Origin of the sequence: Sphingomonas sp. YR710 (assembly GCF_900101455.1) — a bacterium.
Classification (GTDB): domain Bacteria; phylum Pseudomonadota; class Alphaproteobacteria; order Sphingomonadales; family Sphingomonadaceae; genus Rhizorhabdus.
In genome coordinates this window covers 1-22,417 of the sequence record NZ_FMZJ01000026.1, presented here as the reverse complement: position 1 = coordinate 22,417, position 22,417 = coordinate 1, and the positions used below count along the sequence as shown (strand labels likewise).

Sequence of the window (22,417 nt, the reverse complement as noted above, 5' to 3'; positions counted from 1 at the left end):
CCCCGTCTTGACCCACCAATGACATCCGAAACATAATCGCAAGGTGGGTCACTTCTCGATGAAAACCCCGGGTCACTTCTCAGCAGCAATCAACATTTTGAGGTTACCACGCCCCACCTCCCGGCTTTCACGGAAGGCGAAACGATCATGCGCAGAGCGGGCGAAGTTCGCAATAGGCTGTGATCAATACGAAATGATATATCATACTATATAAGATGGCTGGTTTTGCGCGCCGAAACAGAGGCCGTGCCAGTTCGGGAGCCCAATGCTGATGAGATTGTCATGACAATGCCACAAAAGATCTGAAGCGGCTTGCTGCATGGCCGATCGAGATCCCACCAAATCGGATGCAAATTATCTGATCTCGCGATTGCCTTTGTAGCCTCGATCATGAAATCTCAGTCTCAAGGGCAGTTGCGCGATTCGGCGAGCTGAGGGGGAATTTGTGTTCCTGATGCGAATGAACTTTCGTGGCTTGGGATTGTTGCTAGCCTCCCTCGCGGCATCGCCGGCGATGGCGACCGAGACCGTGACCTACAGCTACGATGCGCTTGGACGGCTTGTGCAGTCCTCGACCGCAGGCTCTGTCAACAACGGCTTGGTGGCAGCAACCAGCTACGACGCCGCCGACAATCGCGCGACCTACACTGTCACCGGATCGGCAAATTCCAGCCCTCCGGTTCAGGTCGTCGTGGTGCCGCTTGCGGGCTTCACAATCATTCAGCTGACCTCGATCGTTCAATAGCGCAATGGATGATCACTGGCGCAATCCGTTGCTCGATCGCAGCGCCATAAAATGGGGGAATCATGCATATCATTAAGCGGATCGCTTCTTCGCTCGTCGTTTTTGGCGCGGTAGGACGGCGAAACCTGAAAGAGAAAGTCGCATTGCTAGGGCTACTGCTCGCGGCTCCCGCAATTGCGGGGACTGACAACAACCTCACCCTCACCGGCGTCGGGTCACAGTCAGGAAATATCGCATATATTTTTGTGAGTCCGGGCACCTCCGGCGGCTGCAGCATAATCTATATAGATATCACGAACGATGCAGGCCGGGGAATGTTGTCGATTGCACTGACGGCTCGCGCCAGCGGACGCCCAATCGCGCGCGTAGATTATACCGGCGGCGGTGGCGGACCATGCAATGCGACACTAATCCAGCTGTAGAATATTCATGCCCGTCGCACGTGGGCTTATCATTATCCAAATTCATCCTTCTATCATAGAGAGTGTTTGATATGAAAATTGGCGGGATGCGGCTTGCAGCTTTTTTCATATTAAACCTTATCGCCACGAACGCCCGCGCCACCGACACGATTCCCGAAGATCCCTATGGCGTAATCGACAGTAACAACGTCGATTTGTTGTCAGGGAATCTATCCATTTCTTCGAATGATATTTCCATCGGATTGTCGTCAAACGGGACTGGTCTGAAATGCCTATCAGGCGGAGGATGGAAAGCGGCTCGCAGTACAGAAGACTGTTACTCGACCGGAAGCATGACTAGTCCAAGCTCTGACTTGGAATCCTTAAATAAGCCGAGCTTAGAATTCATCCGATATTGGAGTACGGGATCTTATTGGCAATCCGGTAATCAGATAGCCGGCTGGAGGTCAAACTGGTCTTCTAATATCGATACAGTCCACGGTGTAACCAAATTAACCTTTGGAAACCAAACATTTAAGTTTAGCGTTAGTGGATCTTCTTATGTTTCGACGCAAAATGATGGCGCCTCGTTGGAGTCCATTGGACTCAATGCGTTCAAATTAACGACCAAAAATGGAACGATCCTTACATTCCCTAGCAAGGTAGCTGGTACCTATGGCTCAACGTATGGTCCAATAGCATCTATCCAGTTTGCCAATGGCAGAACGATAAAGCTGACTTACGCAACGAGACAAGGTTGCGGAGGTACTGGATGCTCTGACTTCACGTACTCCAGAATACAAAATATCTCAAGCAGCGATGGATATTCTTTACTGGTTGAATATCCAACAGACGATACGACTCTGGATAACAATCTAGATTGGACGCAGGAGTCAAAGGTCACTGCTTATAACAGCTCTTTAGAAAGCTGCGACCCGTCTTTGGCTCATTGTTCGTTTTCACTCCCATGGTCATCCGTCCAATATACACCGTATCGCGGCAGCTCACCTTCAATGACGTCCACATGGACATCGCTGCCAATTTCTATGGTCACGACGAGCCCGGCCGGACGACAAACAACTTATATTTCGAATGCGGGAGCAGCAACGTTCGATATACTGGATAGCTCCGGCAACAATATAGAACACGTAACATATTACGGGCCAGGCGATACAACGAGGCACAACCTGGTAAGCTCTATTCAGAAAGGTGGGAATACGTGGTCATATAACCCTGCCCCTCCTACACTGCCCAATACAACCATGGTAATGACCGTCACAGATCCGACGGGGATTGTGTCAACATATAAAGGAAACACGTTTTTATACGATATAACATATGTTCAGGACGGCTTGGGTCGCATTACTACCTACACATATGCTTCACACCATCTTTCATCTATCGCTCTTCCTGAAGGTAATTCGATTACTTTTAGCTATGATAGCCGCGGCAATCAGACGCAGAAGCGCCAGATCGCTAAGTCAGGCTCGGGGTTGGCTGATATCGTGACCTCGGCGAGCTATGATGCTAGTTGCGCGAATCTGAAGACATGCAACCAGCCGAACACGACAACAGACGCTCGCGGCATAACGACATCGTACACCTATGACGCGACGCATGGTGGCGTCACTGTGATATCCTATCCGACCGTGAGCGGCGGGACGCCGGTAAAGCGTCTTAGCTATACGTCCGTGAGTTCCCCTTACGCAGGCGGCACTACCATGTGGCTTGCCTCGGGCACCTCGATTTGCCAAACGACAGCATCGTGCGCGGGAACCACCGACGAAGCCAAGACGGGCATCAGCTATAACGGCTCGTCGCTGAACTTTCTCCCGCTTTCAGACGCAGCGGGCTCTGGCATCAATTCGGCCATGACGACGACAAGCCGCAGTTATGATACCGTTGGCAATGTCGTCACGCTGACAGACCCGCTTAGCAACGTGAGTTACAATTTCTTCGATGCCGATAGACGGATAATTGGGACAATCAGCCCAGATCCGGACGGTGCGGGTTCCTTGAAACGCCGCGCGACCAGGTTGACGTACAATGCCAGCGGAAGGCTGACGGCATTGGAACAGGGAACCGCCAACGGAACGACGGCAAGTGACCTCGCAGGCATGGCCGTGCTGCAGACATTGAACTCCACCTTCGACATGATCGGCCATAAGCTGCAAGACACACTGGTAGTGAGCGGAGCAATCCAAGCCGTCGCGCAGTACAGCTATGACAGCAATGGCCGGACGGATTGCACAGCCCTCCGGATGAACAGCGCAATCTTCGGTTCGCTGCCATCCTCAGCTTGCACGCAGGGAACGGCAGGAAGTTTCGGACCGGATCGGATATCAAAGACGTATTATGACGCGGCCGGTCAGGTGACCAAGGTTCAAAGCGGTTTTGGTACAGCGCTCGTACGCGATGACGTAACGAACACGTACACTGCGAACGGCAAGGCGGCGACGGTGGCAGACGCCAAAGGCAATATGACGGCTTATGCCTATGATGGTTTCGACCGATTGTGGCGGACCTGCTTCCAGACGACGGCCGTGAGCTGCGCCGCATCGCCTACCGATTATGAGGAAATGACCTATGACGTGGGTTCACGGGTAACAGCACGCCGCCGTCGCGATGGCGTTCAATACTTCCTCGTTTACGACGATCTGAACCGCCTAACAGGCAGGGCGTACTATGCCGGCAACAACAATGCCAACGTCAGCTACGCCTATGACTTGCTGGGCCGATTGACGAGCACGGGACGAGGTAACGGAGTCTATGGGATCAACAGCGCCGCGGTCTATGATGCGCTTGGTCGCAAGGTGTATGAGACGACAGCCTATAATGGTATCAACAGATCCCATAACTACAGTTATTATGCAGACGGCCACCGCGCCACGATGACGTGGTACAATGATACGACGGCGAGCTATGACGGCTCAATCACCTACACCTATGACAGTTTGGGCGAAATGACCGGCATCCTCGAAAGCGGATCGAGCAGCTTGGTGGCGTTCTACTATGATGACCTCGGGCGAAGAACGGCAATCGGTCGTCCCAGCGGTGCCGCAACCTATTACGGCTATGATGCGATGTCGCGGCTGAACGCGCTGTCCCAGGATCTAGCGGGGACGGCGCAGGACTACGGCGTCAATTTCACCTACAGCCCCGCCAGTCAGATCTACCAGCGGACGAGCTACAACGACAGCTACGCTTGGACCCAGAACTACAACGTGAGCCGCAGCTACACCGCGAACGGTCTCAATCAGTACTCACAGATCGCTTCGTCGGGGACGATTAATCCGACGTACGACGCGCGGGGCAATCTCACTAACGCCGGCAGCAAAACCTACAGCTACAGTGCCGACAACGAGCTGACAGGTGTGGACGGCGACCGGTTCGACTACGATGCCAATGACCGGTTAGCGTACAGCACGAACACGCATACCCGCTTTGATTACGACGGTGATATGCTCGTAGGTGAATATGATGATAGCGGCAACCTCCTGCGGCGCTATGTGCATGGCCCTGCCACCGATGAACCGCTCGTCTGGTATGAAGGCTCGGGCACCAGTGACAAGCGCTGGCTACATGCTGACGAGCGCGGATCGATCATCGCCGTGACCAATGGTTCCGGCACCGCTATCGCGACCAACAGCTACGATCCGTATGGCATTCCAGCAACGACCAATCTTGGACGGTTCCAATATACCGGCCAAGTTTGGCTTCCCGAACTCGGAATGTATTATTACAAGGCTCGAATCTACTCGCCAACGCTGGGACGCTTCCTCCAGACCGATCCCACCGGCTATGACGACGGCCTCAACTGGTATGCCTACGGGAAAAACGATCCAATTAACGCAAGCGACCCTAGCGGAAAGGGATCGTGCGAATCCAACGGGGAATGCAGGGTTCTTTTTGACGCGGGAGAAGGCGATCAAAACCAAAGAAGGGGTGACCAGCGCGCCCCAAGCGGGCAACCAGCCCCCCAAATTGCCCAACCCGTATCTCTTATGGAAGATGCCAGTGAATTTTCGTCAAACCTCAAGGATAATATGCTCGCAGGAGTCCAAGGGGAAGCAATGGCGGCCGATATTGTCGTTGAAGCTGGTTATCGAATAGTTGCCCAGCAAGTTTATATTCGAACGCCACTCGGACTACGTATCACCGACATCTTGGCTCGTGACCCATCTGGTAATTTAGTTGGATTTGAGGTCAAGACGGGGCTCACCGCTAGGAGATCTACACTACAGAGTCAGAAAGACAATTCTATTGCTACGGAGGGTGGAACCATAATCAATCGAGGACTTGGCGGCATGGGCCTTGAACACGGAAGTCATGTGAAATTTTTCACTGGCGTGATAAGCATATTCCTCAAACCTATGACATTTTAGGTGCACAATGAAAATCAGCCCAACGATATTACGATGCTTGTTTGATGTTGGATTTGAAGAAGTCGGAAATTATAAGGGCGCGATTATAATGAAAAATAACCGAAATAATAATAAAGGAGAATTTTTTCCTTTCTTTTCACCAACGCTTCTCCAATACAAAGAAGGCAGGACATTAGCAGGACTATTAGGATCTATGAAAAGTTCGGCCATCGGAAGGATTCATGAATTCAAAAAAGCCTCCGATCTGTATTCTGTGACATGTTATTCTGCTAATTTTAAAAATCTTAGACATCCGCCGATTATGGGAACCGATCATGAAACCGATATCGATTGGTGCGAAGAAATATATAAGGTAACCTCTAAGTTCCCTATCACTTTATCAGGCCTGAAATTTATGATCGATAATGATGTCGATATATTCGGTATAAAAGTATCAACTATGGATATCTTCGAAATTCGATAAAATCGCATCGCCCTAAAATCAAACAAAGCTCCTCCATATCGATAACTGGCACCTCATCAGCGGGATCACCGCGACAGTTAGCAGCGGTCTGCATCGGCATGATGCACCCTCGAAATCGATCACCGACCTTCGCTGGAGACCTCAAGGTCAACAGTAGCTTCCAACACGTTTGCTCCAGATGACGGTGCCAGGTGGGCACCTCCATCAACTCGCTGATCTGAGCGATTTTCGGCAGACGGCACCGGATTTGGCGTAAATGACGGCCTTCTGAGCCCCCATATCGCCATGTTTCGACTGCCTTCCGGTTATCTGGGCGCACCCATCCCATCGCCGCTCGTCGCTCGTGGAAGGTAAGGGGTGTTCTGGCGCCACCTTGCCTGATTTTTTGATTGGGGCAGCACCATACGAACCCGTCTTACACTTGTGAAGGTGATGATTGGGCGTTCGATTCATCGAGAGGACGCTGAAGAAAGCGAGGGTTCACTTCTCGGCGCTGGCAATAAGCGTGCGTAGCCCACATGTCCGGCATAAGCGTAGGCAGCTTGTATCGGGTCCATCCCGAACAACGAGCTGTCAGTGGTACAGCGCCGTCGTTGCTGATGTTGCCTCGTGCGAATTGCCTTGATGACTGAACGTACCCTCACCGGCTTGAAACAAAGTGCCAAGCTGAAAGCGGAAATGCGTGGGTCGAGCCCGATTCCCTGCCCAAAGCGCCCCACGCTGGACCCAAACCCGCCCCCTTGGGGAGGGCTGTCGGCCTCATGTGGCCGGAGATTCCCTTTGTGGAAGGGATGGTGCCGCTTAGGTGACTCGAACACCTGACCCCATCATTACGAATGATGTGCTCTACCGGCTGAGCTAAAGCGGCATAAACCCGGACTTCTAACGTCTTCCTTCCGTACGCCCTTCCACAAGGAAGCTAGCTTCGTCAACGACCATCGCATTACGAAGGCTACTCTGACGTTTCGGGTTATTGCGCTTTTACAATCACATGAAATGCATAATAGCCACAGCGGATGGGGCAACCCAAGCGCTACCCAACCTCGGCCGAGATCGGGATTCGGCGACTTCCTAGCGAAAGCACTTTGGTAGGACAGTTTTCTGAAATCGACCTCCTGCGGACCCACTTGAGTGCGCATATCACACGCAAATACATTTCTTGCGCATAGCCATCCTGACGCCTGGCCTAGCACCATCCACTATACCGGTAGCTTCAAAGCACCGGCCACAGGCAAGCGCTGTCGAAAAATCCGGACCTTCCAAAATTAAATTTAAACTGATAGCCTTCCCACAGGGGGACGCCAGCCGTGCATGATCAATTAGTCGCTACCATCGTTTTTTTCATCGCCGGTTTAGCCACGCTAGTATGCTTGGTCGATGCAAAGGTATGGAACAAACAAAGACCAACGCTCGCTAGATTTTTCCTAGTTGACGGAAAACTAGAGCTTCCAGGTTATATTTCGGCAATCGTTGCTGCCAACTTTTCCATTGGTAATTTCATCGTATTTATTGCAGTGTGGGGTTACAGTTATGGCTGGGCAGGACTGATTGCTTTCTTTGCCAATCTAAGCCTAAATGCGGTTGGCTATTTTATATTTATGCCTCACTTTAAAACATACATTGAGGACAGAACTAATAGTGGAACTATCCACGAATTTATAGCGGACATTTTCTCGAAGCACGACAGTATTACTGCGCGCTACATTCGCGTTAGTGCTTCGGTCGTGACAGTTGTCTGCTTATTGCTGGGGATTGTTTTTGAGATAAGCCTTGCTGTAGATTTGTTAGCCGTTGATCCCGTGGGGAAATTTAAACTATATTGCTCTTTCGCTATTATGATTGCTCTATTTTCTGCTTATGGCGGATTCCGGACGCTAATCGCAAGCGACATTGCCAATTCGGTTGTTATGATAGCTGCAATTGCAGCGACCTTCGGGCTAATCTGGACTTACAGCCCCAGCGATGGACCGTCGGTGTTTCCAGGGGGGATAACTCTGGCCTCGTTCCAGTCCTTGGGGTGGCCAGCCATGCTGAGCATCGCGGTTATCGGAACTGGGTGGATGCTGGTCGCCATGGACCAATGGCAACGGAGTTGCGCATCCCGAAACGCCTCCGTATCCTTTAAAGGCGTTGTTGTCTGCAGCGCAGTTTTAGCCGTATGTGCAGTTTGTTATGCGATGTGGGGCGGATTCGCGGCCCACATTTTGCCCAACATCATATCTGCTGAAGCGGCGAAACACCTCTCTGGCGCTGCCAATCCCCTGCTAGACATGCAGTATCTCCCAGCCAATGGCCTCGTAGCCAGAATCGCAATTGGTCTAGCTGTCAGCGGCCTAATTTTCGCCGCGATTTCGACAGCAAATACTTTCCTCAATGTCTGCGCTCATTCGCTGACAAGCGACGTATTACTCGGTTCAGCCATAGGAAAATCAATTTCGGAAATATCAAATGAACGAAGCATCGAACTCGCACGTTTTGCTAGGATTTTGATTATTGGCCTAGTGGCTTTCGTGATTATTGTATATGCTATTTGCGTTTCTTTTAGAGTTTTGACCGATCCTTTGAGTTTTTTCTATATAACGTATTCAACCCAGTTCGCCTTACTTTCACCTATAGCTATGTGCTTTCTTCCAAAGGTGAAACGGCCAAGCCCTTTGTTTGCGATTGCAAGCATCTGGATAGGTTTTTTAGTCTCCTTTGCGGTGGGGATATCGGCTTGGGTTGCAATGCAGGCGGGGAGCAAAGGAACCATGGGGCTGGCACCTGGAGATTGGCTCACTTTAGCGCCCGTCGCCGCCGTTGTAATAGGCGCCCTACCACTCTTGGCCGGAGTTCGGTATCGTGCAAAATAACATCTCCAATGCCGATGTACTCTTCATCGTGTATGGTGCTATTTTTTGGTCATTATCGATAGCCATGATTACAATATGCACAATAACCTCGTGGATATTTTCAAAAGCGATGCACGTGGCGGGCAATGACCCGCTTATATCACAGGCACGTGTTTTTTTCGGATGGTGTTTATTTTTGATAACGCGGAATTTGGCGATAGCAAATTTGGCTTTTTATATGATAGCCAATAGCGGCCCCGAGCTTTTCACCAAAGTCATAAAGGGAAATTTGCCTGACAAGGCTACCGAGATGATTTTATTGTTGTGCGTTCTACTCGCGATGCCGACATTTCTTGTTGTATGGAATGCATTAACTGAAGCGGCCGGTGATATTTATCAGAGCTTTAAAGCATGAATAAGATCGTTGACAAGATAAAATCGAGAGATCAAATCCCCCTCTTACTTAACTCGCTTGAGCTTAACGGAATCGGTGCTGAAATTGGCGTTTTTAAAGGTGAGTACGCTAGACTGTTGATCGAGCGTTGGCATTGCTCAAAACTAATTTTAGTTGATAGTTGGTGTCATTTGGCTAATTATTTAGATAGCTGGAACGTGGATGATCACCAAGCTTTAGAAAATTACAAGCTATGCGTAGATTTGCAGAGCGATCATCCAGATCGAGTTACACTTATGAGGATGTCCAGCCGGGATGCAGCGGCACTCATAGATAATGATTCTTTAGACTTTGTCTACATTGATGCCAATCATTCATTCTCAAGTACCAGCGAAGATCTGGATTTGTGGTTCCCAAAACTAAAAATAGGTGGAATTTTTTCCGGCCATGACTATTTCGATGCGTTAGCCGACGATGAGTTTGAACCCATTTTGCATGGATCGAAGGAACTCGATGTCAATGAACTTACTAGTTACGGCGTCAAGAGCGCCGTCGATCGCTTCGTAAATATTAATAATTACGAAATTACGGTAACTAACGAAGAGTGGCCGACGTGGTACTTTATCAAATAATGGCCGCTCTAAATTTCGCTGACACGTGGAAACCAACTCCTATCCATTTCCTCTGCTGTTAGATCTTGAGATCTCGATCTATGAACCCAACACAGCTATGCCCACGTGTCACCCGGAATGAGATATATTCCCGTGGCTCCCTGTGCAGCAGTATTAGACACAGAGCCATGTGGGCACGAGTTCGAAATAGCGTTTCCGCATGAACACGTAGCCATCTTTCCGCAGCGATTTGACCTGCACTCGGACATAATCCCGATCGGGACGATGGACCAAAAGGTCTACCCCAGAATCATCGACATCCGGGATATAGACGGTCCAGCCTTGGCGCGTGAATTCCATCCGCGCGACGTATTCAGCAAAACGCCCCGCTTGTTGACGGTTCAGGCTGGCAAGCGCGGTGTCCTTCATGGCCTCACTGCTAGCGGGCGATGGCCCCAATGGCTAGCTAGGGTCGCCGTGGAAGGCGATGCGCCACAATTGATTGAATTCGGCCTGTAATTGCCTCAAACGCCTCCGTTGGGCAGGGTGGGACCTTTGAATGCAAGAACGGTATCTCGGCGATTCTCACGATTTTCTGAAGTATGCCCTGCTAAGGCATATCGGCCGCTCGCTTGGCATAAGGATTGGCGTAAACTGGTATCTGACGGATCCGGAGCGCGTCGATAAAGCGGGCAACAACGACGGCGAGAAGCGCCATCATTTGAACGGCAAAGACTGGCGTTCAGTCGATCCCGAGCTTTTCGATCTGATCGGCATGTTCGCGGACCCGTCCAACCGCAAGATTGAATACGTCGAAGGCTGGAATGTGCTTCCAGCGAACACGGTATATTTCGATACTCATGTGCCGACCATTGACCGCCACGGCTGGTACGACGCATCTCAAGGCGCGTTGACCGATGCCGATCTGGTGTTCCTCGATCCGGACAACGGCTTTGAGGTTAAGTCGATGACCTCCAAGACAGCCCCGAAGTACGCCTTCTATCGGGAAGCAGCGGGGTATCTCGACGCCGGCAAGATGGTAATCTCAATCCAGTTCGCTCGCCAATGCGATCCTGTTCAACGGGGCCTACAGACACGGGAAACGCTTTGTGAGCTGAGCCAATCGGACAACCCCCTGCCCATCGTGAGGGGGAGAGTTGCGCCGAACATCCTGTTCCTCGCGTTGGCGCCGAGCGCCATGGTGGAGCCCCTAGCCGCCGCGATGACGGAGTTCGCCGGGTCCAGCGCAAAAACCGACATCATAACGTAGCGCGCAATGCCGCACCGCCGGCAGGGGAACGGACGTGAGGAAGCACCCCGCCCTTCCCAAGGCATAACAGCTTGCCCATACGTTCTCTTTATGTTCTCATAATGCATGGAACGAATCAGCCGAACCCATCTTGCCGACATTCTCTTAAACGCTCCTGCATGGGCTCGCGTGGGCCTCACGGTGCGCGACGATCGCATGCGCGAAAGAGCAGCGGATATCTTGGCAGCGACGATCCTGGAACGGCTGGAGGAACCTCCTGTCCCGGACGCAAACCAACTCCCGCTACCGATCTGAACGACAGGATACGTATGATGATCAGGACGACGAACGATCACGGCGAAGCCTTCGGGGCGTGGCTGCTGGTGCAAGCGGGTTCTGAAACCTCGATAGGCCAGCTTGCTGCCGTGGCTAAGACCGATCGGAAGTTCAAACCGGCATAGACGCCAGAGGATCTTCGCAAGCTCATGCGGGGCGCGATGGCCGATGGCGAGTTGTTCGCCGTCGTCGATGATGCTGAGGGTAGCTGGCTGGCGGCCTAATGCGTCGGGAATATAAGCGCGCTACCGACTTCAGTAGCAGTGGTCCGGCAATCTGCTGAACGTAAGTATGATGCAGATGTCTGTCATACCAGCGGACAACGTTAGATCGAACCACCAGCTATCGCCGAGTCCAATCGGGTTTACCGCCCAATCTCCGAGTTCGTGGACAGTCGCCAGATCACCGAGTTCTTCGGCGCATGCTCGCGCAAGGTCAGGAGTCGACGCCTTGATTTGCCAGAGAAGTATATCTCCAGCTTCAAAGTACTGTGGAACGTCATTTCGGCTTGTCATCTATACCTGACCGAGGGCGGATTGCACTACGGCCAGCAAAATTCGCTTCTCTGCGAGCGACATCCCGCCTACCATATTGGAGAACACTTCCCGCACCGCATCCTTGCCTTTGTTAATGATGGGCGCGGTCTTGCGATAAATGGAACCGCTGCGGAACACGGGGTCTCGTGGCAAGCGGATGCCAGACTGCAAAACTTCAAAGCCTCGCTTGGCTAGGACAGCTTTCACGGCCGTGCCAACGAACTGCCGCACGGGTGCGGCCTTCATCTCCGTCGGAAATTTCGAACTGAGTTTCGCGCTAATGTCACCCACCGGCGGAACGCCGCGTTCAGCCGCCTCAACGATCACCTCTTCAAGTGACAGAACTTCCGCGAGTATCGCCTCGCCACTTTTAAGCGCCTGCGCAGACCGTTTGACCTGAGCCAGCGGCGATAGCGTGATCCGGAAGGACACAACATAGCTCCTGAAGGACTGTATTGTGATGCTTATGCATGCACATGCAGGTTGGAGCAAGCACAATCTATAATCAGATCGAGCGTCCAGGAGCATCCGAAACCGATGCACGAGCCGCACAACCGCCATTGCGAAACCCGGACATCGATATTCGGTTACAAGGTTAGATCACTCGCGACTTCAGCGCCGGCACCTCGATCCCAGCCGCCTTTATGGCTGCCAGTTCAGGATGCAGGCTGTACCTGCCCTCCTCGTCACGCCACCAGCGGTGAAGGCTTGGATTTGAGCCCGCCTCCTTGGCCAGCACGATAGCGACATGACGCTCGTTGAAGTCCAATCGTGCAAGGGCACCTCTTATCTGCAGCCAAGTGTCGAAACCGAACTCGATGCAAGCGGAGATCAAGACGATAGCGACGTCGTGCTTGTTTGCCTTTGACCCGCACGCCGCTTTCAGCAAGCGCAAATCGTCGAAGAAGGCTCCCACCTCGGCCGCAGACGGCGTGGCGACAGGACGAACAGAGCCGTCCCCTGTAGGACTCGCCGGTTCTGGATGATGGCGAGTTTCCGGGATGACGATGTCGGCGGCCGATGTCGTGTGGTTGTCCGTTGTAGTTTGGGCATTCATTTTAAAGACTTTCTTTTTTTAGGCAGCGCCGGATCGATCGCCGCCATGTTCGAAAAAAAAATGTGGGAGGTTGACCCCACCCGGCGCGAACCGGATGGGGATAAGCATTGAGTGAATCAGGCGACACCGGTCCAATTAGTGTTCATCTTTGCCGCACCGGCTTCAGCGGCGGCTAGAAGTGTATCATTAGCTAAATGCGCATACCTCATGGTAGATTTATGATCAGCATGGCCTAGAATGCGGCCAACAGTGAATAAGTCTATTCCAGAGTTAATTAAAAAGCTAGCGCTTGCATGACGCAAGTCATGAAAGTGTAGATCGTATAGCTTAGCTTCATCTCTGGCTTTCTGCCACGAATGTTTAATTGTTGTAATCCTCTTGGTCTTATCTTTCGGACTTGGAAACAGCCAATCACCTTTTCCTTTAGGGAGTGTTTTAATAAGAGCAATCGCGGCTTGCGATAACGGTACGTGGCGAGCCTTCCCCGTTTTCGAAGTCGGGATCAGCCATGTGCTGCGATCAAGATCGACGTGCTGCCACTTAGCGGACAGTAGTTCGGTCAGCCTCGCCCCCGTATAGAGAGCCATTCCGACGATCGGAGCGAGCAGCGGATTCCGTGATGCCTCCGTTGCCCGGCGAAGGCGCTCGACCTCCTCCGGCGTCAGAGATCGTTCACGCGCGTTATTGATCGGCGGACGCGGAATGTTACGGGCGGGGTTCTTGTCGCAACCCGGAATATTCCAGCGGCTGGCCAGTTCGAAGGACCGGCCGAAGATCACGCGGATCTTTTCGACCGTGGCTGGTGCCAACCCTTCAGCCCTCTTTTCGGCAAGCCATTTCGCAACGTCCGGGTGCCGTATCTCACTAAGGCGAAGCTTGCCCCAGCGCGGGAGGATATGACAGCGCATATACATTTCGGTCGTACTGTAGCTGCGCTGATAAGTCTCGGCGTTAGCAAGGTGCTGCTTGGCAAGCTCGGCATAGGTCGGCACGGCTTTCTTCTCTGCCTTGTCGCCAACCGGGTCGCCGCCAAGCACGACTTCGGCTCGAAGCCGCTGCGCCTCCTTACGAATGCGGTCCATTGTCAAATCGCCATAGGCGCAGATCTTTATCTGCCGCTGGCTTCCGTACTGATCCTGAAATCTAAAGTAGAATGTCTTTCCTCCAGTGGACCTAACCTCAAGCACTAGGCCCGTTACCGTATTACACCAGTAACATTCTTTCTTTTTTTCATTCGGGCATCGGGCTATTAGAGCGAACGAGGCATCGAGTTTAACTTTCGGCATATTGATGTTTTCCATTATTGAATGCGCGAACCCGAGAGCCCCTCAGAGCGCCGCGAGCGGGCCATGATGGGTCAGGGGATGCGATGATGTCGGATGGGGCCAGGCGGGCCTCCTGCCTTGCCTGCGCGCGGTGCGCAGATCGGGAACAGCAGACCCCGCCCGGCTGGTGGCGAGAGAGGGGGAGGCAAGGGCAGCAGAAATCGTCGGTTGAGGTCTACCGTCAGTAGACACACAGCCCATTTCTTAGAATTTCTGCTACCCCACCCCCCACCGGGTGCCGGATTTAGAAGATCTCGTTCGTCACCATTTGCCGCTGCTGAATGGGTTTCAGAGAGTCAGCGTTGGGCTCCCGCAGCGGCACCTTCCAGCGGTTGATGCCGTTGATCCGCTTGGATTCACCGAGACAGTCCCGAAGGGCTGCAGCGCATTCCTTCGCTTGCGCGTTGGTCGGACGCTCGTAGCCCATGACCTCCAACATCTCTGTGGCGGTCAGCATCGGAAGCTTCCGCCTCGGCGTTGTGGCCATATCGATGAAGTCGGCCAACTTCTCGGCAATTGCACTGACCGCAAGGTGACGACTGTTCCAGGCTTCGAGCTGCCGTTCCTCATCGGCAGTCAGCCACCATTCCGCACCGCTCTCCAAATCGATGGCGAGTTGGGCAAAGACCTGCTGCATGTCTATCGCATGCTTGAAGTCCAGCTTTTCGGCAGGAATGGTCCACCAGCGCGTGTTGCCGGTGGAATCGGTCAGGAAGTTGGCGTCGTTCACGGTCGCCACGAACACCGTTCGCCTCGGATACTCTGACTCTCTCCGGCCGTAGGGCCTTCGCACCCTATCCGCGTCCGTCGTCAGAAACCCCTTGAGACGAGCAATGTCCTTCCTGAACGAGCTTTCCAGTTCGCCGATCTCGACGATCCAGTTGGTGATAGCGCCCAGGACCGTGTCTTTGTTGCTTGTATCGAGGTGATGATCGAGCTTCACCACATCGTCGCGCAACGCGGCATCAGAGATGAGCGCCTTAACCCAGCTCGTCTTGCCGATCCCCTGCGGGCCTTGCAGGGTCAGCACCCCTCGGCATTTGAAGCCGGAAGGCACCAACGCCGCAGCCGCTGCACTGAGAAGCCACTTCCCGATCAGGGTGACCTTCAGTTCCTCGGGATACTCCGCCTGCACCGTCACCGTGGCGTAGAACTCGTCCAGGCGATCGGTGCCATCCCAAGGTCGGCTGTTGATCCAGTCGGCGACGGGATTGTAGGCGTTGCGATCCGCGATGGCCTGGACGAAATCCGGAACCAGTCCGGTCGGCAGGCCGTGCTTGGCTGCGTTGCTCACGATCGTCGTAAGCGTGACGTTGTCGAGATTGTCCGAGGTGCCTTTGTGATCCGGGATGATGACCTCATCCTTCTTTTTGATCACGTTGTATCGGACCGTAACCCCTGTGTGCCTGAGCAGATGCTCGACGTTCTCGATCGTCGCCGGGAGCTTGTTGTGACCGAAGGCAGGTTTATCGGGGAAGTCTGGGAAACTCATTGAATCTCCTCCGTCCCAGCTAAGTCGTCCTTCGGAAGATCGAGGGTCGCTTCATCTCTCTCGTTCAGGCGGTTCATATGTTCGACCAACGCTTGCCAGCCTTTGGCAATGCGCGCGCCGAACGAATTTTGGATTGTCATGTTCGTTCATATTCTGTCGCCGGTCGCCCACCGGCATGTCAAAAAACTCCCTTCGCTAGCGATGCGAAGAAGACGGTCGATCTGCAGGGGCGATCGAGTCCCGGGGGGATAGGACGTCCGGTCAACCGGACGCCCTTCTGTGTTACTTGAACCTGTGGATCTTAAGAATTTTCGCCTCGTTCTCGTAAAACGTGTGGCGATTACGATCTTTACCTGTCAGCAATTCAACCAACTGCTCCAAGAAAGAAGTTTCGAAACCGGGCAAAGCCTCGACGAGTTTGTTCAGCAAGCTGTCCCGCGTCTCGTCGGATATCATAGCGAAATGTTCGGCCATGTTTACGATGAATGGCAGTCCTCGCCCCCGGTTAGCCTCTTTGCGCTTTTCGCCCATTGTCAGAAAGCGGGTTATGTCAGGGTGCGCGTTACTATCCTTAATATTAAAGTTCATGTTAATTCCTAATCACTGTTTGCACACATTGCCTCTACAATGCCTCGGCTCGGCCAGATATGTTCAATACAACAATCTCTGCCCCACCCTGTGCGCTTGGTCTATTTTGTTATCAATACCCTTCTCTGAGAGAATCTATGGATTTTTTCCGTTTTTCCTACGAAATATACACAACTTCGATAATATTTATTTTTACAATTATCGGCTCTTCGACAGGACGCGAGGCCGGACCAATGTTTACGCACTTTGGTAGCAACCGGAGATCCGTCCTATCAAAGTGACATAACTCTCAATGCGAGCGCGCGACCTTTCGAAAGCCACGTTCACAAGCGAAACAGCATCGGCTCCGCCTCCAGCCAAGTCGCCCAACCTTCACCGCCCTTGTTCGATTCGTCCAACGGCGATTCGCGGTTGCCCGCCTACCCTGCAGCTATCGCCCCGCCCTCTTGCACACCCAGATGACCAGGCCGATGGCGACAAGCCCCAGAACAGCCACCGGGTAGGCGTTCACGACGGCAATGATCGACAGCATGACACCGAGGCCCAATACGTCGCGCGGACTTCGTATCGTCCACCACAGGACCAAGATCGCCAAGGCAACGATCATGACCACCATAACGAGCCTGAGTGCCGCAATGATCAGACAGGCGGCGAGGACATAGCCTATGACCTTCATTTGGCCGCCCCTCACGCGAAAGCATGGCAGAGGCGGCGCAGGTCGGGGAGCACCCCTTCGGCATCCTGGATCAGAATGACGTAAGCGAACCCGCTATCAGCAACAGTGTCGATCATTATGAACCATCCTTCGCAACGCTGCAGCCAGTCCCAGCCCGGATGGAAGGCCGGCGACGGATAGCGGATGCCATCGATCGGGTTCACCAAGGGCGACATGCCGATCTCCTCGACGATGGCGCTTTCTGTGTCCCCCGGCTGGATGACGATGATGTGCGTCATGCCGCCCAGACCGGAGGCGATGGTGTGCTCGATGTGCTCGGCAAGCAGGCGATGGAGTTCGGGCTCAAGTGGCAGGGTCAGGGCCTCGAGCATGAGTCCGGTATCGGAAAGTGAAAGCATGGGGATTCCTTTCAGGCATAAAAAATGCGCCCCGAAGGACGCTTGCTGTTGGCTGGATTTTGAAGCGCGCTGGCTTCGAAAGGGTTCAAAGAGGCCGAACTTTAGGGGCGTTCTGGACCTTCCGGTTGGCCCCGCGCCGCGTATTCCCTGCATAGCGAGAGCAATCGCCAATCGGTGCCGTCAACGTCTTGCACGAAGACGACATGGCCAAAACCTGAATCGTCGAGGATATAGACCAACTCATAAGTGCCGCAGTGATCCGCCATATGCTCCCATGACGGCTCGAAGTCGGGATGCCCGTAACATGCCCCGTCAACCATATTCGTCATGATCGGAAAGCCCAGCTCGGCTTCTATAGCGTCGATGCTGTCACCCGGCTGGACGATATGAAACCGGGCGATCTCGCCGATGTCGCAATCGCAGCCGGAAAGCTGGTCGAAGCGAAGATTCAGGATATCCCTCAGTGTCGGATCTTGGACATCGGCGGGGTCAGTGATGATAAGCATTGTCAGTTCTCCATATGAAAAAAAGCCCCCGGATTTCTCCGAGGGCTCAACGTGGTTGATCGATTTTGATGGTATTAAGTCACGACGATTTGGCCGCACGGATGATGGCGATCAGCACCAGCACCCCGATAAGAGCGAAGCCAGCCACCGGATATTTCGCCAGCAGGGCAAACACGGCGAGGATGGCGATCAAGCCGATCGTTTCCTTGGTCCTGAAGATCAGGCCAGCGAGAAACAACAACAGGATGGCGACCTTCACCGCAACGACGATCAGCCCCACCAGCAGCAAGGCTCCTATTATCCGCCACATGCTCTCAGCCGAGCTTGGGGCTTGGCCCGAACCGATTGCCACCCGGCGTTCCGTCGATAAGCATCAAGCCGAGAACAAGGAACGGACCGACAAACGGCACGAGGTTGATCAACGCCATCCACCCCGACCTATCCTGATCATGGAAACGCCTGGCCTGCGCCGCCACCCGAGGCACAACCAGACCGAGTAGGCCGATCAACCACAGCCCCGCCGCCGCGCCAGCCAGGACGATCGCCATAACAAAGCATGCCAGCGTCCATGCGACCGTCAGCAGTTCGAACATCCAGTATTCTTTGCGCCCGGATCGCCCGTTGAAGTCGGCATAGCGCTTGAGAGCGAGAACCATCCAGCCGATATGATCACCATCCGCCGGCAGGGTCGCTTCGCTGTTAGTGGTCTGGACCCGGACCTTTCGGCCGGAACCGAATAACAGCTTCTCCTTGGACTTTTCGAAATCCTCCTCGGTGATGACACCGTCGCTCTTCAGCCTGTGCAACCGCTCGATGCTCTTGAGCGCTTCGTCATCAATCATGGTATTTCCTTTATGCATGAGGGAAACCCGCGCCGAATGGGCACGGTTGAACAGGTCGCTATCGCTGTGCTTTGTTCATTGCTTTCGCCCCCACGCTGTCAGGGCGACGATCGGCTAGACCTTGCGCAACCCCTATGTTCCTCTCGGGGCGCGGCCTAAGCCGGATGTTGGAAACCTGCAGTCACAGGCGCGTGCGCCTTTACCGTTGCCGGCTGGACATGCGCGCACGCCACCCGGCCTCCAAATCTGGCGACCGAGTATGACTGAGAGGTTTCCATGCCCCACCCTCCGGCTTTCACGGAAGGCGAAACGATCATGCGCAGAGCGGGCAAAGTTCGCAATAGGCTCTGATAAGAAAGAGAGGATATACCATCTCATTTAATGTCCGGTGGCGCGGGTAATCGCAATAGGCGTTTGTAGCGGCCTGTTCATATAAGATGGCTAGGGTTGCGCGACGGCGATTTGAAACATAAAGAGAACATATCGACGAGCTGCACGCTGCCATCCTGTAGCGGAAAGCTCTTGTACCATTTCGGCTCACTGCCGAGGGAGAACCAATTGGCCGGGCTGGTTGAGAAGATACAGTTGAGTGCGGCAAGCAATTCGACTTCCGTAAGTGAGCTTCTCCGTCAAGTTAAGCTTGCTGCAGCGAAGCTGAAGCTCCAAGAAACCATGGAATGGGTTGATCTGGAGCTTAACGGATACACAGGCGGACACGTTCCAGAATATCGGAAGGTCTGCGGTCAAATAAAAGGCCTAAACCCTTATCAAGGATGGATACCAATAGTTCTTGGCCATGGCCTGGATGAGGTTATATCCGATGTTTCGGTTAGGGAACCTATCACCAGCCTCGAAAAATTGATGAACTCTGATGCGACATTCTTTACAGTCCCTCTACCACCCGAACTTATTATGAAGATAAATCGGGTATGTAACATACAGCTAGGTACGATGGCTCATCACATATCTCCGGGCGTGGTGGTAAATATTGTAGAACGCGTGAAAACGCTGGTTCTGGACTGGGCAATCAATCTCGAAAATCTTGGGATAACGGGCGAGGGTGTGTCCTTCACGGCGGAAGAAAAGGATAAAGCGTCAAATGCGGGCATCCATATCAACACATTTAATGGCAACTTGCACCAAGGTAATGTGAGCGGCACCAACGCGCGAGCAAACCTCGCATCATCCGACCATTCTAACAATACGGTTTCGAGTAGTAACGTATTGGTGGATTTGGAAAATGAAGTCAGACGGAGCTTAGCAGGCCCATTAAAAGATGAACTTCTTTCTCTCATTTCTGAAATGAAGACGGTTCAAAAAACTGAGCACTTTATTCCGTTGTACCAACGATTCGTGACCACGGCGGCAAACCACATGACCGTAATAGCACCGTTCCTACCCGCACTAACTGGCCTTCTGCCCAGCTAATTGTAAGCGGAAATCTTACGATCTCAGAACAATTTCTGCATTCAGAATTTTTGTCAAATCGCTCTCATATGTGCCTCGGTACTGAGCGTCCGATTTATACCAAATACATGGCGAGCTCATGATTTTTGTTCTATCAAAGTCATACCACGTACAATGCCCTTGCAGCCATTCCCTATTTCTTGACGAAATTAGCTGAAAAAGCCCGGTTCCAACAGGTCCATCCCGCCCACGCACAAGATATCTTCCGCATACGCAGTCGACATTTACGTCCAGAGTGAAAATGAATTCGTACTTCCTATCATAGCTTATGCAGTCATAATAACCACCATAGTCATTACCGTCAGCTTCACAATACGCCCTCTCTCTAGTTATATGCAGAGGATCATTTAGATCATCTTCTATATACCCGACGTCCCATACACCACAGATCCACGAGGAATCAGACACACTCGAATTTTTTGGAGAATCGTTCGGAAATATGACCGCTAAAGCGCTAGCTATCCTTGATTCTGTACCACTCTCTATCACATTTCCATTTAACGCTCTTTGAACTGTCCGCTCGTTTATATCTACCTTGGTCTGCTGTTTTACTACATTCTTTATGGCAGCATAGAGAAGGCCGCGCTTACCTTGGACCTGTTCAAAATTTGGTGCAGGTTTTGCCTTCGGATAAATGTCGGAGAACCAATGCACAAGCATCTCCGACCGGTGACCCTTTGGCCGCCCCAAACCGGCTTCCAGCCGTGCGTCTATCTTCCTCGCTTGCTGTCCCTCAGCCATCCTTTTTTCTTCCTTTGAATCCCTAGAATGAAGGAGCGCGATCAATTCTAATGTCTTCGCCCGAAAGTCGCCTCGGGTAAGCAGGAGGTCAAGATGGGAACGAACGTCACTTATCATCACTCGAATGGGAAATGCGTCAAGACCGAGAATTACTCCGATGGTTGCAGTCGGAGGACGGAAAGCAGTCTCAAGTCAGGCAAGGTTTTGAGTGAGAGCAAGCACAAATCGACGGGACACAAAAACTGGTAATCCGATGTGGACTTCACACCCCCGCCACTGAGCAGGCGGGGGTGCTTCTTGTTCTAATCTCCGCGCTTCAACGCTAAAGCCGATAGCCCAGCGTCTCGGCCATCGACCAGATCCAGCAACCTGAAGCGTCAGCCTTTGACTTCTGCATAGAGGCTGCAGCCCAATTCGGTCGCATTGATGAAAGTTCGCAACTTCACCCGATCACCGATCTCTTTGCTCCAGGATATCTTGGAAGGCGTATTAACAGCCACCGGATTCCCCTTGCTCCGAGTATCTAATTCGTTAGTCCGCGTTAGGCAGCCTTGCAAAATCAGATTTTCAAGTGACGTCAACTGAAAGTCGGCAAGCTCATGCCGTAACAGGCTTGTTAGCCAATCTTCCGGCCATTGCCTCTCTCGGTCATCTCCGATGCCTCGATGGTCAGCATATACTCCGCAATTCGGAAATGGCTGGTCGGAATACATTTTCTGAAAGAGCCGCGCATCTGTCGGTTGTTAATCTTGCCAGGATGTCGATTAATCGGCGATCGGGGCTAGCTTCGCTATCACCGTTCGCTGCCCTCGCCAGCAGCCTCGCGAAAAGGATCTGCAACTCCTCTTCGTCCTGCTTGGAGGCCTCTTCGAACCACGCAAAAGCATATTTTTCAGGGATGCGAGAGGGATTGAGCTTCAGCCCCAAACGACTAGCTTCCTCCGCCAACATGGGTTGATACCGGAGAAAGTTTCGAACCCGCCAATATGTGACACGGTCTCCGATCAGACCATTCCAAACTTCCGATGCCGACTGACCAACGGGAGCGAGCATATCCCGAACGAGGTCCACGGCCTTACCCAGCCCCAGAATGTCCATCCGCATACCCTCCCCTTGGCTGAAAGCTCTTCCAGCAGCACGAAACGCAAGGCCAAGCTGAAAGCGGTATAGCGTGGGTCGAGCCCGTTTTCCTACCCAAAGCCACCCACGCAGAACCCAAACCCGGCCCCCTGGGAAAGGCCCTTCCGTAGGATGTCTCGGGAATCCCTTCTCAAAGGGATGGTGCCGCTTACAGGAGGCGGCCCGGGAATCATGTCGCATGGATTATCTGGAAGCGGGTTTTTTGCTTTGTTTTCAATGATCGAGAGTTCGAGT

At 52.8% G+C, this 22,417-nt stretch carries 24 protein-coding genes and 1 tRNA gene; 10 read left to right on the top strand and 15 right to left on the bottom strand.

The annotated features are described in order from the left end of the window. Positions 1 to 514: 514 nt before the first annotated feature. From BLS13_RS19670 to BLS13_RS20515, 4 genes are all read left to right on the top strand, one after another. The gene (locus tag BLS13_RS19670; RefSeq protein ID WP_143012035.1) at positions 515 to 745 is read left to right on the top strand and encodes a hypothetical protein; all 231 of its coding nucleotides are present in this window, start codon (positions 515 to 517) and stop codon (positions 743 to 745) included. Positions 746 to 807: 62 nt separating this feature from the next. After that, entirely contained in the window at positions 808 to 1,167 is a 360-nt protein-coding gene (locus BLS13_RS20520; protein WP_143012034.1) for a hypothetical protein, read from the top strand. A 1,247-nt stretch (positions 1,168 to 2,414) separates the two neighbouring features. Then, entirely contained in the window at positions 2,415 to 5,531 is a 3,117-nt protein-coding gene (locus BLS13_RS19665; protein WP_176943703.1) for an RHS repeat-associated core domain-containing protein, read from the top strand. Between the two features lie 7 nt (positions 5,532 to 5,538). Next, the gene (locus BLS13_RS20515; protein WP_143012033.1) at positions 5,539 to 5,994 is read left to right on the top strand and encodes a hypothetical protein; all 456 of its coding nucleotides are present in this window, start codon (positions 5,539 to 5,541) and stop codon (positions 5,992 to 5,994) included. 792 nt (positions 5,995 to 6,786) lie between these two features. Here BLS13_RS20515 and BLS13_RS19660 read toward each other — a convergent pair. After that, positions 6,787 to 6,862, bottom strand: a tRNA-Thr gene (locus tag BLS13_RS19660). A 439-nt stretch (positions 6,863 to 7,301) separates the two neighbouring features. Between BLS13_RS19660 and BLS13_RS20510 the strand changes: the two genes are divergently transcribed. The 3 genes from BLS13_RS20510 to BLS13_RS19655 are packed head-to-tail and all read left to right on the top strand — an operon-like array spanning position 7,302 to position 9,851. Then, positions 7,302 to 8,846, top strand: a complete 1,545-nt coding sequence (locus BLS13_RS20510) for an SLC5/6 family protein (protein ID WP_143012032.1) — start codon at positions 7,302 to 7,304, stop codon at positions 8,844 to 8,846. Next, complete coding sequence (locus tag BLS13_RS20505) at positions 8,836 to 9,240, top strand: hypothetical protein (RefSeq protein ID WP_143012031.1); 405 nt, start codon at positions 8,836 to 8,838, stop codon at positions 9,238 to 9,240. Before BLS13_RS20510 ends, BLS13_RS20505 begins: the two co-directional genes overlap by 11 nt. Further along, positions 9,237 to 9,851, top strand: a complete 615-nt coding sequence (locus BLS13_RS19655) for a class I SAM-dependent methyltransferase (protein WP_093454680.1) — start codon at positions 9,237 to 9,239, stop codon at positions 9,849 to 9,851. The genes BLS13_RS20505 and BLS13_RS19655 overlap by 4 nt, the downstream gene beginning before the upstream one ends. A 153-nt stretch (positions 9,852 to 10,004) precedes the next feature. On the opposite strand, the gene BLS13_RS19650 is transcribed toward BLS13_RS19655, so the two are convergent. Continuing rightward, a complete protein-coding gene (locus tag BLS13_RS19650; protein WP_093454679.1) occupies positions 10,005 to 10,259 on the bottom strand; it encodes a group I intron-associated PD-(D/E)XK endonuclease in 255 nt (84 codons plus the stop codon). 130 nt (positions 10,260 to 10,389) lie between these two features. On the opposite strand from BLS13_RS19650, the gene BLS13_RS19645 reads away from it, so the two are divergent. Together BLS13_RS19645 and BLS13_RS21295 are read left to right on the top strand one after the other, a co-directional pair. Beyond that, positions 10,390 to 11,100, top strand: coding sequence for a hypothetical protein (locus tag BLS13_RS19645; RefSeq protein ID WP_093454677.1), 711 nt, complete (start codon positions 10,390 to 10,392; stop codon positions 11,098 to 11,100). A gap of 105 nt (positions 11,101 to 11,205) precedes the next feature. After that, complete coding sequence (locus BLS13_RS21295; RefSeq protein WP_093454676.1) at positions 11,206 to 11,394, top strand: DUF6771 family protein; 189 nt, start codon at positions 11,206 to 11,208, stop codon at positions 11,392 to 11,394. 536 nt (positions 11,395 to 11,930) lie between these two features. On the opposite strand, the gene BLS13_RS19635 is transcribed toward BLS13_RS21295, so the two are convergent. The 11 genes from BLS13_RS19635 to BLS13_RS19590 form a co-directional block, all read right to left on the bottom strand. Then, the gene (locus BLS13_RS19635; protein WP_143012030.1) at positions 11,931 to 12,383 is read right to left on the bottom strand and encodes a hypothetical protein; all 453 of its coding nucleotides are present in this window, start codon (positions 12,381 to 12,383) and stop codon (positions 11,931 to 11,933) included. A 163-nt stretch (positions 12,384 to 12,546) separates the two neighbouring features. After that, positions 12,547 to 13,008, bottom strand: coding sequence for a hypothetical protein (locus tag BLS13_RS19630; protein WP_093454673.1), 462 nt, complete (start codon positions 13,006 to 13,008; stop codon positions 12,547 to 12,549). 116 nt (positions 13,009 to 13,124) lie between these two features. Beyond that, the gene (locus BLS13_RS19625; RefSeq protein WP_093454671.1) at positions 13,125 to 14,309 is read right to left on the bottom strand and encodes a site-specific integrase; all 1,185 of its coding nucleotides are present in this window, start codon (positions 14,307 to 14,309) and stop codon (positions 13,125 to 13,127) included. A gap of 268 nt (positions 14,310 to 14,577) precedes the next feature. Further along, entirely contained in the window at positions 14,578 to 15,825 is a 1,248-nt protein-coding gene (locus BLS13_RS19620; RefSeq protein WP_093454670.1) for a VapE domain-containing protein, read from the bottom strand. Continuing rightward, the gene (locus BLS13_RS20820) at positions 15,822 to 15,965 is read right to left on the bottom strand and encodes a hypothetical protein (RefSeq protein ID WP_176943702.1); all 144 of its coding nucleotides are present in this window, start codon (positions 15,963 to 15,965) and stop codon (positions 15,822 to 15,824) included. The genes BLS13_RS19620 and BLS13_RS20820 overlap by 4 nt, the downstream gene beginning before the upstream one ends. A 142-nt stretch (positions 15,966 to 16,107) precedes the next feature. Continuing rightward, entirely contained in the window at positions 16,108 to 16,413 is a 306-nt protein-coding gene (locus BLS13_RS19615; RefSeq protein WP_093454668.1) for a hypothetical protein, read from the bottom strand. A 430-nt stretch (positions 16,414 to 16,843) separates the two neighbouring features. Beyond that, positions 16,844 to 17,089 carry a hypothetical protein gene (locus tag BLS13_RS19610; protein WP_093454667.1) on the bottom strand — a complete coding sequence of 82 codons (246 nt, stop codon included), beginning with the start codon at positions 17,087 to 17,089 and terminating at the stop codon, positions 16,844 to 16,846. Positions 17,090 to 17,100: 11 nt separating this feature from the next. After that, positions 17,101 to 17,487: a hypothetical protein gene (locus tag BLS13_RS19605; RefSeq protein WP_093454665.1), complete on the bottom strand. Its 387-nt coding sequence runs from the start codon at positions 17,485 to 17,487 to the stop codon at positions 17,101 to 17,103. 101 nt (positions 17,488 to 17,588) lie between these two features. Beyond that, positions 17,589 to 17,993, bottom strand: a complete 405-nt coding sequence (locus BLS13_RS19600; RefSeq protein WP_093454664.1) for a hypothetical protein — start codon at positions 17,991 to 17,993, stop codon at positions 17,589 to 17,591. 79 nt (positions 17,994 to 18,072) lie between these two features. Next, positions 18,073 to 18,303: a hypothetical protein gene (locus BLS13_RS19595; RefSeq protein ID WP_093454662.1), complete on the bottom strand. Its 231-nt coding sequence runs from the start codon at positions 18,301 to 18,303 to the stop codon at positions 18,073 to 18,075. A gap of 4 nt (positions 18,304 to 18,307) precedes the next feature. Next, positions 18,308 to 18,835, bottom strand: a complete 528-nt coding sequence (locus tag BLS13_RS19590; protein WP_256325990.1) for a DUF805 domain-containing protein — start codon at positions 18,833 to 18,835, stop codon at positions 18,308 to 18,310. A 558-nt stretch (positions 18,836 to 19,393) separates the two neighbouring features. Here BLS13_RS19590 and BLS13_RS20500 point away from each other — a divergent pair. Beyond that, the gene (locus BLS13_RS20500) at positions 19,394 to 20,263 is read left to right on the top strand and encodes an AbiTii domain-containing protein (RefSeq protein ID WP_143012029.1); all 870 of its coding nucleotides are present in this window, start codon (positions 19,394 to 19,396) and stop codon (positions 20,261 to 20,263) included. A 15-nt stretch (positions 20,264 to 20,278) separates the two neighbouring features. Here BLS13_RS20500 and BLS13_RS20495 read toward each other — a convergent pair whose 3' ends face one another. Both BLS13_RS20495 and BLS13_RS19585 read right to left on the bottom strand, forming a co-directional pair. Next, complete coding sequence (locus BLS13_RS20495) at positions 20,279 to 21,043, bottom strand: hypothetical protein (protein ID WP_143012028.1); 765 nt, start codon at positions 21,041 to 21,043, stop codon at positions 20,279 to 20,281. A 669-nt stretch (positions 21,044 to 21,712) separates the two neighbouring features. Then, on the bottom strand, positions 21,713 to 22,147 hold the full coding sequence (locus tag BLS13_RS19585) for an Abi-alpha family protein (protein WP_143012027.1): 435 nt from the start codon (positions 22,145 to 22,147) through the stop codon (positions 21,713 to 21,715). Positions 22,148 to 22,417 lie beyond the last annotated feature (270 nt).

Bases quoted from the DNA above. Each gene is read 5' to 3' on its own strand.
- BLS13_RS19645 (WP_093454677.1), top strand. From the start codon at position 10,390: ATGCAAGAACGGTATCTCGGCGATTCTCACGATTTTCTGAAGTATGCC.
- BLS13_RS20820 (WP_176943702.1), bottom strand. From the start codon at position 15,965: ATGACAATCCAAAATTCGTTCGGCGCGCGCATTGCCAAAGGCTGGCAA.
- BLS13_RS19590 (WP_256325990.1), bottom strand. From the start codon at position 18,835: ATGATTGATGACGAAGCGCTCAAGAGCATCGAGCGGTTGCACAGGCTG.
- BLS13_RS19670 (WP_143012035.1), top strand. From the start codon at position 515: ATGGCGACCGAGACCGTGACCTACAGCTACGATGCGCTTGGACGGCTT.
- BLS13_RS21295 (WP_093454676.1), top strand. From the start codon at position 11,206: ATGGAACGAATCAGCCGAACCCATCTTGCCGACATTCTCTTAAACGCT.
- BLS13_RS19630 (WP_093454673.1), bottom strand. From the start codon at position 13,008: ATGAATGCCCAAACTACAACGGACAACCACACGACATCGGCCGCCGAC.
- BLS13_RS19650 (WP_093454679.1), bottom strand. From the start codon at position 10,259: ATGAAGGACACCGCGCTTGCCAGCCTGAACCGTCAACAAGCGGGGCGT.
- BLS13_RS19615 (WP_093454668.1), bottom strand. From the start codon at position 16,413: ATGAACTTTAATATTAAGGATAGTAACGCGCACCCTGACATAACCCGC.
- BLS13_RS19595 (WP_093454662.1), bottom strand. From the start codon at position 18,303: ATGTGGCGGATAATAGGAGCCTTGCTGCTGGTGGGGCTGATCGTCGTT.
- BLS13_RS20495 (WP_143012028.1), bottom strand. From the start codon at position 21,043: ATGGCTGAGGGACAGCAAGCGAGGAAGATAGACGCACGGCTGGAAGCC.
- BLS13_RS19620 (WP_093454670.1), bottom strand. From the start codon at position 15,825: ATGAGTTTCCCAGACTTCCCCGATAAACCTGCCTTCGGTCACAACAAG.
- BLS13_RS20520 (WP_143012034.1), top strand. From the start codon at position 808: ATGCATATCATTAAGCGGATCGCTTCTTCGCTCGTCGTTTTTGGCGCG.
- BLS13_RS19610 (WP_093454667.1), bottom strand. From the start codon at position 17,089: ATGAAGGTCATAGGCTATGTCCTCGCCGCCTGTCTGATCATTGCGGCA.
- BLS13_RS19600 (WP_093454664.1), bottom strand. From the start codon at position 17,993: ATGCTTATCATCACTGACCCCGCCGATGTCCAAGATCCGACACTGAGG.
- BLS13_RS19625 (WP_093454671.1), bottom strand. From the start codon at position 14,309: ATGGAAAACATCAATATGCCGAAAGTTAAACTCGATGCCTCGTTCGCT.
- BLS13_RS20515 (WP_143012033.1), top strand. From the start codon at position 5,539: ATGAAAATCAGCCCAACGATATTACGATGCTTGTTTGATGTTGGATTT.
- BLS13_RS19665 (WP_176943703.1), top strand. From the start codon at position 2,415: ATGACCGTCACAGATCCGACGGGGATTGTGTCAACATATAAAGGAAAC.
- BLS13_RS19605 (WP_093454665.1), bottom strand. From the start codon at position 17,487: ATGCTTTCACTTTCCGATACCGGACTCATGCTCGAGGCCCTGACCCTG.
- BLS13_RS19585 (WP_143012027.1), bottom strand. From the start codon at position 22,147: ATGCGGATGGACATTCTGGGGCTGGGTAAGGCCGTGGACCTCGTTCGG.
- BLS13_RS19655 (WP_093454680.1), top strand. From the start codon at position 9,237: ATGAATAAGATCGTTGACAAGATAAAATCGAGAGATCAAATCCCCCTC.